The organism is Aestuariibacter salexigens DSM 15300 (assembly GCF_000429145.1).
GTDB classification, from domain to species: Bacteria; Pseudomonadota; Gammaproteobacteria; order Enterobacterales; family Alteromonadaceae; genus Aestuariibacter; species Aestuariibacter salexigens.
Genome location: NZ_AUBH01000001.1, coordinates 730,630 through 744,796, shown reverse-complemented (window position 1 = coordinate 744,796; position 14,167 = coordinate 730,630). Strand labels below are relative to the sequence as shown.

Sequence of the window (14,167 nt, the reverse complement as noted above, 5' to 3'; positions counted from 1 at the left end):
TTACACTATGAAAGCTGAGATGCGAGTATGGTCAAGTATTCGTCTCGTTTGGCGATTTGGTCCTTGGGCAGTTTTGCCTGTTCAAGCATCTCTTTGCATTTCTCAACCATACTAAGCTCATCATTATCTAATCGACCCTGTTCGCTTTTGTGTGACAGTACTTTGAGCAGACTAAGCGCAATTTGTTTGCTGGTTGGTGACAGCGTAAGGGCCTGCGCAAGATTCTGGAATGCGGGATCGTAACGTTTGTGCTTGTAATTGGTCGCCGCCATTTCTTTGAGCTCTTTGGCGGTAAACATGATTTCTTCGCGCTCTACCGACTCTTGTTCGATATACTCGCTGACCACATGGCTGGAGAAGTTATCACCGGCTATTTGCTGCTTGATATGGGCAAGCAGTGACTTACAACGTTCACGATGGCCTAGCTCATGATAGGCCTTAACTTTATCTAGGTTGTCTTCCAGCGAAGTAAAAGGTTTAGCGGTAACGTGCTTGTCGAGCATCTGCTCTGCAGTCTTCTTATCATTTTTAACATTAAGCATGCGTATCTTGATGATATGCAGTTGCTCAGCCATCTGCAGGGCAAGTTTGGCGTCTTGTTCAAAGGCTACGATTTGCTTTTCTATTTTTTGCATCAGGGTTGCCGATTCATTACTCGACAAATTTGTCGCTAAATCAATCCCTGCTCGAATGACATTGAGTTGTAATTCCGGACTGTCATGGATGGAGTTTTTGGCGTACTTTGCCATATTCTGTGAAGCTTGATACTGGCCTATGGTGTCGTGATTCAGACGCGCCAGGTCCAAAGACTTTTTGTTTCTCTCGATATTACGCGGTGCCAATGCAGTGGCGAGCTTAATCTGTTCGTAGGCTGCCTCATAGTTTTCGTGTTCAATGTGATATGAGGCCAGCATGTCATACGTGGCGAACCGCGTATCAACCCGCTGCAGCATGCCATCGATCAGGTCGTTGGCTTCCTGCATCTTATCTTGTTTAAGTAGTGAGCGAACCAATCCGATAGACACCCAGGCGTGGGAATATTTATTTGTTAAATCCCGATAGAATTTCTCTGCATCAGATATTTCATTCAGCTGCATCAGGCAGTCACCGATGATACGGTTGATGCGCGGATAGTAGTCTTTTAAGGCTGGGTCGAGCAGTTGACGTTGCGCATAGTAAATGGCTGCCGAATACTCTTTCTGCTCGAGGCAATGCAGCAATTTATGTAGCTTGCGTTTAACGTTGAGCAGGTATGTCAGGCGTTTTTTGATATTGGAAACGATGAGTGGTTTGACCCAGAAATCATCGGGCTGCAGCTCGACAATACAGTTAACCAATTCCTGATGAGTATCTGCACTTAAGAAAATGACCGAGGTTTTGTGATTGACGTAACCCTTGAGCTTCATCTCTTCCAACAGATGGAATCCGTCTTTATCGCTTTTGACATTAAAGGCGATAAGCACAAAGTCAAAACGATGGTTCTCGCACAAGCGCAGCGCGTAATAGGCATTTTCGGCGCTTTTTATTTTGCGCACGCCGACATCCAGAAATGCCGTCATAACGGTGTCATGAATCAATGTATTGTCATCGATTATCAGAGCTTCAAGTTCATCAATGGATTTGGGTGGTGGAATGTCGATCAAAGTGATACCTGTTTACGTCCTGTTATGCAATCAGCGTCGCCACATCTAACTGAAGAGTGTATCACCCTTTATTCTTGCAAAACCAGAATGTTATGCGCAATGTACAAAGTAATTTCTTAAGCTGTTAGGAGAACACCATTGAATCTTCCCAAATCCAATTCACTACGTGCCGTTTTGTTCATATTTACTATGTTGAGCGCTACATCGGCGATGGCCCAACAGGTTGCGATCGCTATTCACGGCGGAGCCGGTACCATCACGCGAGCGAAACTAACTGAAGCACAGGAGCAGCAGTACAGGTCGACGTTGACCAAGGCGGTGCAGGCAGGATATACATTGCTTAAAGAAGGGAAGCCGGGGCTGGATGCGGTGACCGAAAGTATCCGTATTCTGGAAAACTCACCGCTGTTTAACGCCGGTTATGGTGCGGTTTACACCTATGATGGCAGGCATGAACTGGATGCCTCCATCATGCATGGCGGTAAAATGAATGCCGGTGCAGTATCGGGTGTGACAACCATCAAAAATCCGATTGATGCAGCACGACTGGTGATGGAAAAGTCCGTGCATGTCATGCTCAGCGGCGAAGGTGCGGAAAGCTTTGCCAGATTGCACAGTATTCCCGTGGTCGAAAATAGCTCATTTGATACGCCGTTTCGGTACGAAGCGCTACAGCAGGCAAAACAACGTATTGAGCGTGATCGTAATGCCAGTATTGACCTACGCGCTGTAGATGAAAAATTTGGCACCGTCGGCGCCGTAGTGCTTGATGCCGAAGGCAACCTGGTGGCAGGCACATCAACCGGAGGTATGACCGCAAAGCGCTATGGAAGAATTGGTGATTCACCGATCATTGGTGCCGGTACCTATGCCGCCAACGATGCCTGTGCTGTGTCGGCGACAGGCCATGGTGAATTCTTTATCCGCTATCATGTCGCCGCCGATATCTGTGCACGGGTAAAATACAGCAATATGACCATAAACGATGCTGCCGGCAGCGTTATTCATGAGGTGTTGAAACCCATCGGAGGTGATGGTGGTGTGATTGCCATCGATAGCAAAGGAAATATCGCTATGCCATTTAATACTGAGGGAATGTACCGGGCCAGTGTCGACAGCAACGGCAAATTAACGGTCGCCATTTATAAATAGCTAAAAAATATTTTTTTTCTGACATCTTATGGCTATCTTTTAAGTAGAAGCGCTGTTGGCTTCGTACCAATGGAAATTTGTTATTACGCCTGAATATGGAGGCATCATGGAATCATTGCGCGTGGTTGATTATATGAATCACAGGCCCGTTACCTTTCATCTGGAAATGCCAGTGGCTGAAGCCGTTGAACGGTTGCTGCAGAGTCATCAGACTGGCGGCCCGGCGGTAGACAATAAAAACAAGGTAGTGGGATTTGTTTCGGAGCAGGATTGTCTGAGACAGATGATGGAAAGCAGCTACTACCGAGAGCAGGTAGCCCGCGTGAAAGATATCATGCATGACTCAGTGTTGACGGTTAAACCCTATTCATCCGTGCTTGAACTGGCGCAACAGATGTTAGACCAGCGTCCTAAGATCTATCCTGTAGTCGATGATGATGGTTATCTGGTTGGTACCATTACCCGTTCTGCGGTACTCAATGCGATCGACATTCAACTGCGCGATGGCTACAAGCGGGTAGGGTAACGCCTCCTGCGCAACTGAAAGCGTCGCTACGGTGACGGGGTAGTATTTGTGCGCAGATTCTTCTAGGATCTGCGCGTTTTCAGCAGCCCCGGTTCAGTGTAACGACGTGTCTCTCTCCGACAGCGATAATCTTCTCAACGACATCTCAAACCGCGATGCATTCGAACGCGCATTACGAGCGTGTATGCACGAGGATGTGTATCCGCTGCGTCGACAATGGCAGCAAACCAGTAAACTCGCTGACCATAAAAAGCGTGAACAGCAGTTTGCACGTATTGCTGAGCGGTTGTTAGCATCCACAGTCAAAGCCGAAAACCGCAAGGCACAGCTGCCGGATATCACCTTCCCCGCGTTGCCGGTCAGTGATAAACGCGACGACATCAAACGCGCCATTGAGGACCATCAGGTTGTCATTATTGCCGGTGAGACCGGTAGCGGTAAGACTACCCAGATCCCCAAAATTTGTCTTGAATTGGGACGGGGTGTACGCGGCATTATTGGCCATACTCAGCCGCGCAGGCTGGCTGCACGAAGTGTCGCGACGCGTATTGCCGAAGAACTGCACACCCCACTAGGACAAAAGGTCGGCTTTAAAATACGCTTCAGCGACCAGGTGTCAGAGCTGTCTTATATTAAATTAATGACAGACGGTATTTTGCTGGCTGAGATCCAGCAGGATAAATTCCTTAATCAGTACGACACCATCATTATCGATGAGGCCCACGAGCGCAGTCTCAACATTGATTTTATCCTTGGCTATCTCAAACAGCTGCTGCCGAAACGTCCGGATCTTAAGGTCATTATTACCTCAGCGACGATCGACCCTGAGCGATTCTCTCGACACTTTGATAACGCCCCCGTGATTGAAGTCAGCGGCCGTACCTATCCGGTAGAAGTACGATATCGTCCGTTTGATGAGGCTGACAGTGAACGGGATCTGGACCAAACCGAGGCCATTATTGAAGCCGTCGAAGAATTGGATCGCGAAGCGCGCGGCGACATTCTGGTGTTCCTGAGTGGTGAGCGCGAAATTCGGGATACGGAAGACGCGCTTAGACGTAGACAGTTCAAGCATACCGAAATCTTGCCTCTGTACGCCCGCCTGTCGGCCAGCGAACAGCAGCGTATTTTTGCTCCCCATGGTGCACGGCGCATCGTGCTGGCGACCAACGTAGCGGAGACGTCATTAACGGTGCCAGGCATTAAGTATGTGATTGATCCCGGGATGGCCCGTATTTCACGCTACAGCGTGCGTAGCAAAGTCCAGCGTTTACCCATAGAACCCATTTCACAAGCGTCTGCTAACCAGCGGGCCGGTCGCTGTGGGCGCGTTTCAGAAGGTATTTGCATCCGACTCTATTCGGAGCAGGACTATTTATCTCGAGATGAATTTACCGATCCTGAAATCCTGCGCACTAATCTGGCGTCGGTCATTATTCAGATGTTAGCCCTTGGACTTGGCGATATCGGCAAGTTTCCGTTTGTGCAGCCGCCTGATGAGCGCAATATCAAAGACGGTTTTCGTCTACTGGAAGAGCTACAGGCTGTTGAAAAAAGCAAAGGACGTTATCGCCTGACACCAATTGGCAGACAGATTGCGCGACTGCCTGTAGATCCACGCTATGCAAGAATGATTATTGCTGCAGCTGAACGTCAATCACTCAAAGAAGTGCTGATTATAGCCGCAGGCCTGAGTATTCAGGATCTGCGAGAGCGTCCTCAGGAAAAACGTCAGGCGGCGGACGAAAAGCACAAGCAGGATCTTGACCCTGATTCAGATTTTATCAGTCTCTATAATCTGTGGCATCGTTTCCGGCAGCAGCAGCGTGAGCTCAGTGGAAATCAGTTACGAAAGTGGTGTAAAGCGGAATTTGTTAATTATCTGCGCATGCGCGAGTGGCAGGACATTGTCAGCCAGCTGAAAAAATCGTTATCAGAGCTGGGATTGGGGCTGTCCTCGCAAGATGCGGATTACGAATCAATACACATCGCCATTGCCAGCGGACTTCTCTCTCACATTGGCTTTAAAGATAAGCCGCAGGAATACCTGGGTGCCAGAAACACCCGCTTTGCGATCTTTCCTGGCTCCGGGCTGTTTAAATCCGGTCCAAAGTGGCTGGTGGCCGCTGAACTGGTAGAAACCTCCCGCCTGTTTGCCCGTTGCGTCGCAAAAGTCCAGCCGCAGTGGCTGGAATCGGTAGCAGGGCATTTGCTCAAATATCAATATAGTGAACCGCACTGGTCGAAACGCAGCGGTGCCGTTAAAGCATCCTGCAAAGTGTTGTTATATGGCGTAACACTGGTTGCAGACAGAAAGGTGACCTACAGCAATATTGACCCGGTAGTCAGTCGCGAGATTTTTATTCGTGACGCACTGGTCAATGGTGATACCAGGCTTAACTATGCGTTTTTGCGAGATAACCAGCGCATGGTAGATGATGTGCTGGATATGGAAGCGAAACGTCGCCGGCGAGACTTACTGGTTGATGAAGACACGCTGGTGGAGTTTTACGATGCCATTATCCCGCAGCATGTCTGTTCTGAGGCGAGCTTTAAAAAGTGGTACCAGAAGCAAGATGAGCATACCCGCAGTAAGCTTGTCTATTCAGAGGATGTGCTGCTCAAAAATGACCAGGCACAGGTCAGGAAACGCGACTTTCCGGAACAGTGGCAGCAGGGAAGACTAACATTGGGGTTAAGTTACCATTTTGATCCGGCTGACAGTCGCGATGGCGTGGCGGTGCAGATACCGTTGCCATTACTTAATCAGCTCAAGCCAATTGGTTTCGACTGGCTGGTGCCAGGTTTGCGCGAAGAGAAAATCGTGGCGCTGATCAAATCACTCCCGAAAAAGCTGCGCAGGCATTTTGTTCCTGCTCCCGACTACGCGCAGGCATGTATGCAATCTATGTCTCCTCTTGATGCAAAAGGCAATGCAATAGGCTTTCTCGATGCGCTATCCAAACAACTGCTGCGTATGACAGGCGTAGAGGTGACGCGCGACCAATGGCAGGAAGACGGGCTACCGCTGCATTTGCAAATGGGCTTCTCAATATTGGACGAAAACCTAAAAGAAGTCGCCTTTGCTCGAGATCTGGTTGCGCTGCAGGAGCAGCTGTCGGGGCGTGTACAGGATACGTTGAAGCAGGCTGCCAGCCCGGAGATGGAGCAGCGCGGCCTGACTGAGTGGCAGTTTGACGACTTGCCAGAGCAGATCATTGAAAAAACCGGCGCGTTTGAAGTGAAAGCGTATCCTGCGCTGGTGGCTGAAAAAAACAGCGTTGCCATTGAACTGTTTGACCGTCCTGAGCAGGCGGCCTATCAACACCGCCAAGGCTTGATTAAGCTATTGGCGCTGAGTGTGCCATCGCCCATCAATTATTTGCAGCAGAAATTACCCAACAAAGCCAAACTCGGTCTTTATTTTAATCCGTTTGGGGATATTCAATCTCTCATCGATGACTGCATTACCGCCTCCATTGACCGTCAAATTGAGCAGTTCTGTACGTCGCAACAGCTCAAAGATGTGAGGCATCAACATGAGTTTTTGCAATTACGGGATAGGGTAAGGGCATCGTTAAATGACGACGTGCTGGACATTTCCCAAAGAGTTGAGTCTGGCCTGACCATTGCTCACGACGTGCAGAAGCGACTTAAAGGCAATGTGCCGCTGGATATGATTGCGGCGCATGGCGATATTAAGTCACATTTGCAAAAGCTGGTTTATCCGGGATTTGTCAGTGATATCGGCGTTGCAAGACTCACCGATTGGCAGCGTTATCTGAAAGGCATTGCCCGCCGACTTGAAAAGCTGCCTGTCGACCCCTCCCGCGACCGACTGCACATGCTGACGCTGGATAAAATTGACCAGCAATATGACGCGCTGATTAAGCGGCTGGAAGAGCAATATGCGGTTAACGATGAGGCGCTGGAAATTCGCTGGATGATAGAAGAGCTGCGCGTATCCTTGTTTGCCCAGCAGCTCGGCACACGTATTCCTATTTCTGCGAAAAGGATAGAGCAGGCAATGCACGCCTGTGATGCCTGATAGTAGGATAAATTCAGACCAGAACAATTATTGACAATACTCACTCTGCGCCCTATAAAAGTGAGAGTGCGCAACGCGAGTTAACTCGACCGGCAGGAGAAGTAGAGATGATGGGATACGACGATAAGCGAAATTTTTTCCGCATGATGGTGAATTCACCGTGCGAGCTAAAAATTGAGGATGATGAATCCACTCGTACCCTGCAAGCGGTGTGTAAAGACATCAGCGCCACTGGCATGTCATTCGAGATTGAAGAAAGCTCTATCGAAATGGGCACGCAGGTGCAAGTGTGCATCGAATCAACCAGCAGTCAGATCCCGTCGCTGTCTGCAACGGCGAAAGTCGTGCGCTGTGTGCCACAGTCAGACACCAGCAGCATCATCGGTGTTGAAATCACTGAAATGAAGTAACCTGTTTGCCGCGCTATCGCATCAGGATACGTGGCAAATGAGTCCTTTGAGATAAAACCCCTCCGGATAGCTGGCCAGGATTGGATGATCCTTGGCCTGCGTCAGTTTTTGTAAAATGCGCACTTGCCTCTTGGCATCAAGGGCGGCGTCCGCCACAATTTTTTGAAACAAATCGGCACTCATCAGACCGGAACAGCTAAACGTACACAAAATACCGTTAGGTTTAAGTAGCTGCAGAGCCAGCATATTGATGTCTTTGTAGCCACGACTGGCCCGATTCAGTGACGCTTTGCTGTCAACGAACTTAGGCGGATCAAGCACGATCACATCAAACTGCCGCTGTTGATCACGGTACTCGCGCAGCTTTTCAAACACGTCGGCATTAATTTGCGTGCAGCGTTGTGCATCAATATTATTCAGCGCTAAATTTTCTTCGGCAGTGCGCAACGCGACATCTGATACATCGAGATTCGTAACATGCTTGGCACCATGCACCAATGCATACAGCGAAAAGGTGCCGGTATAGCTGAAACAGTTCAGCACGTCCTTATCTTTACAGTACTGGGCAACGGCCAGGCGGTTATCTCGCTGGTCAAGATAAAAACCGGTTTTGTGGCCCTGCAGCACGTCCACCTTAATGTTGATGCCGTTTTCCCGGATCACCACCGGCTCTGGTGATTCTCCATGCAATATTTGGGTGAGTTGCTGCAGACCTTCTTTTTCTCTTACCGCTACATCACTGCGTTCGACGATAGTGGCATCCGCAAAACACTTGCTTAGTGCCCAAACGATTTTCTTGCGATGTTTTTCGGCCCCCGCGCTGAGTAACTGGCAGACAATCACATCACCGTACACATCAATAGTGATGCCGGGCAAATTATCGCTTTCGCCTGCAACCAGACGATAACCGTTACACTGACTTTGCTCGATAACAGGCTGGCGCACCATACGGGCCTGCTCAATGGCCTGAATGAAAAAGCCATTATCAATGACCTGAGACTGATCAAATGTCCACACCCTTACTCGGATCTGCGAGTCTGGAGAATAGGCTCCGCGTGCCAGCCACTGTCCTTCACTATCCAGCACATCTACGGTGTCGCCTGAACGCGCTTTACCTTTAACCTCGCTGACGGCGCTGGCAAAAATCCATGGGTGATGACGGCGCAGGCTTTTATCGCGGCCAGGATGAAGAGTGATTACAGCAGACATAAGGTTACCGGGTAAATCGTAAGGGGTGCGATTGTAACTGCTGGGACAGACAAGCTAAAGTAATAGCAAGGTTTTATTCGGGAGCTATCGGTATGCGTTTTGTCGCCTTTGAAAAGGGCTGTGAGCCACAGCAGCTGTCCATTCAACACATGACTCCAAAAGAGCCTGAAGCACATCAGGTTGGAATTGACGTCAAGGCCTTTGGTGTTAACCGCGCTGATACACTTCAGCGTCAGGGTAAATATCCACCGCCGCCGGGTGAGAGTGAGGTGCTCGGCCTTGAGGTAGCAGGCGTAGTTGATAACGTAGGCAGTGCGGTAACAGGCTGGAAAGTAGGGGATCGGGTATTTGGTCTGGTTGCCGGTGGCGGCTATGCTGAGCATGTTTGCGTTGACAGTCGGCATATCATGCGCATCCCTGACAGCGTTTCATTCGCAGATGCGGCCGGCATTGCCGAAATTTTTATCACGGCTTATCAGAGTCTGTTTGCTATCGGCGATGTAAAGAGCGGTCAGTCAGTGCTGTTACATGCCGGTGCCAGTGGCGTGAGCCTCGCCGCTATCCAGCTTGCGCGCACCAGGCAGTGCCGCATTGCTGTGACGGCCTCGAGTAGCGAAAAATTAGCACTATGTTCGTCTCTGGGCGCTACGGAGCTAATTGATTATCGTCGCCATGACTTTGCCGACGCACTGAAAGAGGCCTCATTCGGTGCTGACTTTATTCTGGATTATGTCGCTGGTGACTATCTCAATCGCAATCTGAAAGTACTTAATCAGGATGGCAAGATTGTGTGTCTGGCAATGCTGTCTGGACGTTTTGCCGACAATCTTGATATGGCGCTGCTGCTGGGTAAGCGCGCTACTATTCAGGGCTCAACGCTGCGCAATCGAACAGATGACTATAAGGCCAGACTCTTTACCGCATTCAGCGCTGAGTTTTTGCCTCTGTTTGACAGCGGAGAGCTAAAGCCAGTCACGGACACGGTGATGCCAGCTGAAGAGGTCGGTGTTGCTCATCTTCGTCTCGAAAACAATCAATCCAAGGGTAAACTTATTTGTACCTGGTAACGAGGCACATTGGTTATTGCGCAAAGCCGCTGTCTTCGGGCAGGTCAGGCTGTTGGGCTGCCTCTCTCGCCAACTGGTCACAGCGCTCGTTTTCTGCGTGTCCGCTGTGGCCCTTGACCCAGTGCCAGGTGATGTGATGGCGACTTACCTGTTCATCCAGCTGTTGCCATAAATCGACGTTTTTGACCGGCTTTTTGTCTGCGGTACGCCAGCCATTCTTGCGCCAGTTATGGATCCACTGGTTAATGCCATTCTTGACATACTGACTGTCAGTGGTGAGGTTGACCTGGCAGGTCTCACGTAGTGTTTTTAGCGCCATAATAGCGGCCAGCAATTCCATGCGGTTGTTGGTGGTGTTGGCAAACCCGCCGCTCAGCTCTTTACGATGTTTGTTATAAAGCATGACGGCACCGTAACCGCCGGGCCCCGGATTGCCTAAACAGGAGCCATCGGTGAATATTTCTACATGCTTTTTTGCCATCGTTGCGCCTTGTTAAAGTCCGTGAGTTTCCAAGCGCGCCAAGTATAATGATGAAAATCCAAGAGTAACAGGTCTGAATATTTTCTGATGAGACAAATCGTACTGGATACCGAAACCACAGGTATTGACCCGAAAGAAGGGCACCGCATCATCGAAATCGGTTGTGTTGAAATGATCAACCGCAAACTCACCGGCAATCATTACCATGTGTATATCAATCCTCAGCGCGTTGTAGAGCAAGAGGCGATTGAAGTGCACGGCATCACTAACGAGTTTTTGGCAGATAAGCCCACCTTTGATGTGATTGTCGATGACTTTTTGCAATTCATTGACGGCGCGCAACTGGTGATCCACAACGCACCGTTTGACGTCGGCTTTATCGACCATGAGCTTTCGATGCTACCGGCTTATCGTGATGTCACAACAGAGCAGCGCTGTACGGTACTGGATTCACTGGTGCTCGCGCGAAATATGCATCCGGGGCAAAAGAATAACCTTGATGCATTGTGTAAACGCTACGGTATAGATAACTCCCACCGTGAACTGCACGGCGCCTTGCTGGACGCCGAAATTCTGGCTGATGTCTATTTGTTTATGACGGGTGGCCAAACAGCCTTAAACCTGTCTGGCAAGACCCAAAACGATATGTCAAATGATGAAGAGACCATCCGCAGACTGCCTGCAGAGCGAAAACCATTAAAGATAATTTACGCTAGCGCCGATGAATTAGAACAACATGAAGCTCGTCTCGACATCGTCGAAAAGCAAGGCGGGCAAACTTGTCTATGGCGCCAACAGTAAACTATGAGAACAGCAACCGGCTTTGTTACCACTTTAACGCTGCTACTGTGTGTAATATGCAGTCAGGCAGTCATCGCACAGGCTTCATCTGAACAAGAGCAGAATACCGATGCGATGGAAAGCCGGGAAAACCCGATCGAATTGCTCGGGGACGATTATCACAACAGTATCGAACTGCTGAGGAATCGATTCAGAATCGATCACAACGTCGAAGAAATCACCATGGTGTTTTTTCGTCGCTATGGTAGCGCGCCTGTGGTGCTGGTTCGTCCCGACGGCTCGAAAATATTTCAGATTGACTCGGATGGCGATCGCGTGTCCTGGTACGACGCTGAAACCTACGACATGATCCAAATCCGTAATCCGGTGCCCGGTCCGTGGCAGGCAGTGGGGCAGATACTGCCGGATAGTCGCGTGATGGTGCTAAGCGATCTGCGGTTACATGCTGAACCACTACCACCGATTATTTTCTCAGGAGAGATCCTCAAACAAACTGCCTTTCTTACCAACAATGGTAAGCCTATTGATTACAATCAGTTCCGTGATGTAGTGAGCCTGAGTATTGAGCTGGAAAGCACCAATAACCCCAATTACAACAATTTCGGTGCCAGTACCGAAACCATTGCGACCTTTGTTGACAACGGTATGGGGATGGATGAAGCCCCGCTGGACGGTGTATTCACCGGACAATTCAATCTGTCGATTGCTGATGGCGAGTGGCGTCCTAAATTTAAGGTCAGTACGCCGATGTTTTCCCGCGAGCAGGTCGACGATCCCTTAATGCTGTATCCGAACCCGGTGATCTTTGATTATCTCATCGATGGTGGCGGGGATGGCTATCATAAAATCATTATCGATGTACAAAGAGATCTGGTAGATATCAACAGCCTGCTTATAGACGGTAAGGTTACGTTCCCTAATGGTGATGTGCAGAACTTTTCTCTGACAGAGTCCTCAGATCAGCCCCGCGAGCACCTGATCATCAACTATGAGTATGGCGTGTACCGAGTGAAGCTCACAGCGTACGGTAAAACCGTCAACGGCAGAGACTTTATTCTCGACGTGCCGCAATACTCGTTTTTAGTAGAGCAGCCGGAAATTGAGATTGAACCTCCGGTCGCCACTGAAACTGATATGAAGCAGGACACGCCGCAACGTGAAAACATGCCTGTAACGATGCCCGTGCCGCCCGAGGAGCCGGAGGGCATGTCAACCGGTGAATTATTGATGTGGCTAGGTATTGTGAATGCAAGCATTATTATTATTGGTGGACTCGTTATCTGGTGGATGGCACGTAAAAAAGCCGCGCCTAATGCTACTTACAAGAGTGAAAGCGCGGCGACTACATCCCCGCGCGGTGGATTAATGGAAAAATTAACTGGGTTATTTGGTCGTAAAAAAGGCAAGAGCAAAGACGATGCTGACAAGCTATCATTGCCAACTGGCGGCGCTGATAGCAGCAATTGATCATAAACTACGCAGTCGAACAATTAGCTTAAAAAAATCCATCAAAATAAGTTGACTCATATACGGTGAATACGTATCATCTGCGCCGCAGTGAGGGCTGGGGAGTTACTTAAACTCTACTAACTCACTGAAATAAAACGAAAATGCGGAGTGGTAGTTCAGTTGGTTAGAATACCGGCCTGTCACGCCGGGGGTCGCGGGTTCGAGTCCCGTCCACTCCGCCAACTCGTTTTATGGAGTAACAATCATACCACTGCGGAGTGGTAGTTCAGTTGGCTGAGCTACTGGTTCGCGAAGCGAAAACGCATTGACTTAACGTCAAGGCGTTAAGTAGCGAAGAGGGAGTACAGGAAGTACGACCTGGAATGAATCTTCAGGATGAAACGAAGTTTTACACCACTGCGGAGTGGTAGTTCAGTTGGTTAGAATACCGGCCTGTCACGCCGGGGGTCGCGGGTTCGAGTCCCGTCCACTCCGCCATTTTAAGAAGAAATATTGGCCACCTTTGGGTGGTTTTTTTGTGCCTGCAAAAAAACATGACGGGGCGAGAGCCCGCGAAGCGGTTCGACCAAAACGCCGGGAGCGTTTTGGAACTTGCGAGAGCAAGGCCCGAAGGGCGAGGGCAGGGAGGTCCGAGTAATCCCGTCCACTCCGCCATTTCATATCTAAGTTTTTCTACAAAATCACCCGGTAAGCTTCACAAAATTCATTCGGGTAATCTACGTACTCATATTTCCCGGGTTCGACATAACCCATGGCGCGCTTACTGATCAGCACCTCGCCAGAATCGGCACAGTCTTCACCAAGCTTTGAAGCGATGTTTACCGCGTCGCCAAATAGATCACAATTGTCGATATTGAGGATCTTGCCATGGTCCAGACCGCTACACAGCTCGATGTTGTGCTTGTCTGGTGTCTTGTTGTTTTCTTTTTCTACCTGCTTATTGATATCAATCAGGCATGTCAGGGCTTCTTCAACGGTGTCAAAAATAAGAAACGCGTTGTCGGCCGAGAACTTAATTAAGGTGCCATTAAAGCGGGGAATACAGATAGATACGCAATCCTGCATTCTCTTTATCAGCGACAGGTAATAAACAATGCCATGGGCCTGGGTGACTTTGGTGAACTGGGTCATATCAATCACAACTACAGTTGCTTCCATGCCATAGATATTCCACAGATCTCGTTCTACTGTCTCTGAGCGATATTTGTCAGACTCAATTAACTGTCCTAGTGCTCGGTATAGACTGGGGTGCTCAATAAAATTCATGCTGTAAACGTCCGCTGTGGTGAAAAAATATTCACTAGCAGTCTAGAGACAATCCCATCAATCGTCTAGGCAAAACATAAATGGTATTTTTGTT

The 14,167-nt window shown here is 49.2% G+C and carries 11 protein-coding genes, 2 tRNA genes and 1 other RNA gene; 10 read left to right on the top strand and 4 right to left on the bottom strand.

Features of this window, described 5'->3' with window-relative positions; all coding sequences use genetic code 11:
• Window positions 1-5: 5 nt before the first annotated feature.
• Window positions 6-1,643: a response regulator gene (locus G441_RS0103390; RefSeq protein ID WP_026375050.1), complete on the bottom strand. Its 1,638-nt coding sequence runs from the start codon at window positions 1,641-1,643 to the stop codon at window positions 6-8.
• 189 nt (window positions 1,644-1,832) lie between these two features.
• Here G441_RS0103390 and G441_RS0103385 point away from each other — a divergent pair, with 189 nt between their 5' ends.
• The 4 genes from G441_RS0103385 to G441_RS0103370 all read left to right on the top strand — a co-directional run bounded on the left by G441_RS0103385 (window position 1,833) and on the right by G441_RS0103370 (window position 7,779).
• Complete coding sequence (locus G441_RS0103385) at window positions 1,833-2,795, top strand: isoaspartyl peptidase/L-asparaginase family protein (protein ID WP_084407255.1); 963 nt, start codon at window positions 1,833-1,835, stop codon at window positions 2,793-2,795.
• 106 nt (window positions 2,796-2,901) lie between these two features.
• Complete coding sequence (locus G441_RS0103380) at window positions 2,902-3,321, top strand: CBS domain-containing protein (protein WP_026375048.1); 420 nt, start codon at window positions 2,902-2,904, stop codon at window positions 3,319-3,321.
• Between the two features lie 142 nt (window positions 3,322-3,463).
• On the top strand, window positions 3,464-7,369 hold the full coding sequence (gene hrpA / locus G441_RS0103375) for an ATP-dependent RNA helicase HrpA (protein ID WP_034474386.1): 3,906 nt from the start codon (window positions 3,464-3,466) through the stop codon (window positions 7,367-7,369).
• Window positions 7,370-7,476: 107 nt separating this feature from the next.
• Window positions 7,477-7,779, top strand: coding sequence for a PilZ domain-containing protein (locus tag G441_RS0103370; RefSeq protein ID WP_026375046.1), 303 nt, complete (start codon window positions 7,477-7,479; stop codon window positions 7,777-7,779).
• 21 nt (window positions 7,780-7,800) lie between these two features.
• On the opposite strand, the gene G441_RS0103365 is transcribed toward G441_RS0103370, so the two are convergent.
• Window positions 7,801-8,988 (bottom strand): class I SAM-dependent rRNA methyltransferase, encoded by a 1,188-nt coding sequence (locus G441_RS0103365; RefSeq protein ID WP_026375045.1) that lies wholly within the window; start codon window positions 8,986-8,988, stop codon window positions 7,801-7,803.
• A gap of 92 nt (window positions 8,989-9,080) precedes the next feature.
• Here G441_RS0103365 and G441_RS0103360 point away from each other — a divergent pair, with 92 nt between their 5' ends.
• Entirely contained in the window at window positions 9,081-10,055 is a 975-nt protein-coding gene (locus G441_RS0103360; RefSeq protein ID WP_026375044.1) for an NAD(P)H-quinone oxidoreductase, read from the top strand.
• Window positions 10,056-10,068: 13 nt separating this feature from the next.
• Here the strand turns inward: G441_RS0103360 and rnhA are convergent, their stop codons facing one another.
• Window positions 10,069-10,536: a ribonuclease HI gene (rnhA, locus tag G441_RS0103355; protein WP_026375043.1), complete on the bottom strand. Its 468-nt coding sequence runs from the start codon at window positions 10,534-10,536 to the stop codon at window positions 10,069-10,071.
• Window positions 10,537-10,623: 87 nt separating this feature from the next.
• On the opposite strand from rnhA, the gene dnaQ reads away from it, so the two are divergent.
• The 5 genes from dnaQ (at window position 10,624) to G441_RS19490 (ending at window position 13,461) form a co-directional block, all read left to right on the top strand.
• Window positions 10,624-11,337: a DNA polymerase III subunit epsilon gene (gene dnaQ / locus G441_RS0103350; protein ID WP_026375042.1), complete on the top strand. Its 714-nt coding sequence runs from the start codon at window positions 10,624-10,626 to the stop codon at window positions 11,335-11,337.
• Window positions 11,338-11,340: 3 nt separating this feature from the next.
• The gene (locus G441_RS17785; RefSeq protein WP_051275299.1) at window positions 11,341-12,804 is read left to right on the top strand and encodes a TIGR03503 family protein; all 1,464 of its coding nucleotides are present in this window, start codon (window positions 11,341-11,343) and stop codon (window positions 12,802-12,804) included.
• A gap of 147 nt (window positions 12,805-12,951) precedes the next feature.
• Window positions 12,952-13,028: transfer RNA gene (locus G441_RS0103340), tRNA-Asp, on the top strand.
• Between the two features lie 179 nt (window positions 13,029-13,207).
• Window positions 13,208-13,284, top strand: a tRNA-Asp gene (locus tag G441_RS0103335).
• Window positions 13,285-13,327: 43 nt separating this feature from the next.
• Window positions 13,328-13,461, top strand: a non-coding RNA gene (locus G441_RS19490) — RtT sRNA.
• 18 nt (window positions 13,462-13,479) lie between these two features.
• Here the strand turns inward: G441_RS19490 and G441_RS0103330 are convergent.
• Window positions 13,480-14,073: an adenylate/guanylate cyclase domain-containing protein gene (locus G441_RS0103330; RefSeq protein WP_026375041.1), complete on the bottom strand. Its 594-nt coding sequence runs from the start codon at window positions 14,071-14,073 to the stop codon at window positions 13,480-13,482.
• Window positions 14,074-14,167 lie beyond the last annotated feature (94 nt).

What these genes read in the sequence shown, in the direction of transcription:
- G441_RS0103385 (WP_084407255.1), top strand. Translation starts at nt 1,833, where the DNA reads ATGTTGAGCGCTACATCGGCGATGGCCCAACAGGTTGCGATCGCTATT.
- G441_RS0103380 (WP_026375048.1), top strand. Translation starts at nt 2,902, where the DNA reads ATGGAATCATTGCGCGTGGTTGATTATATGAATCACAGGCCCGTTACC.
- G441_RS0103370 (WP_026375046.1), top strand. Translation starts at nt 7,477, where the DNA reads ATGATGGGATACGACGATAAGCGAAATTTTTTCCGCATGATGGTGAAT.
- G441_RS0103365 (WP_026375045.1), bottom strand. Translation starts at nt 8,988, where the DNA reads ATGTCTGCTGTAATCACTCTTCATCCTGGCCGCGATAAAAGCCTGCGC.
- G441_RS0103360 (WP_026375044.1), top strand. Translation starts at nt 9,081, where the DNA reads ATGCGTTTTGTCGCCTTTGAAAAGGGCTGTGAGCCACAGCAGCTGTCC.
- rnhA (WP_026375043.1), bottom strand. Translation starts at nt 10,536, where the DNA reads ATGGCAAAAAAGCATGTAGAAATATTCACCGATGGCTCCTGTTTAGGC.
- dnaQ (WP_026375042.1), top strand. Translation starts at nt 10,624, where the DNA reads ATGAGACAAATCGTACTGGATACCGAAACCACAGGTATTGACCCGAAA.
- G441_RS17785 (WP_051275299.1), top strand. Translation starts at nt 11,341, where the DNA reads ATGAGAACAGCAACCGGCTTTGTTACCACTTTAACGCTGCTACTGTGT.
- G441_RS0103330 (WP_026375041.1), bottom strand. Translation starts at nt 14,073, where the DNA reads ATGAATTTTATTGAGCACCCCAGTCTATACCGAGCACTAGGACAGTTA.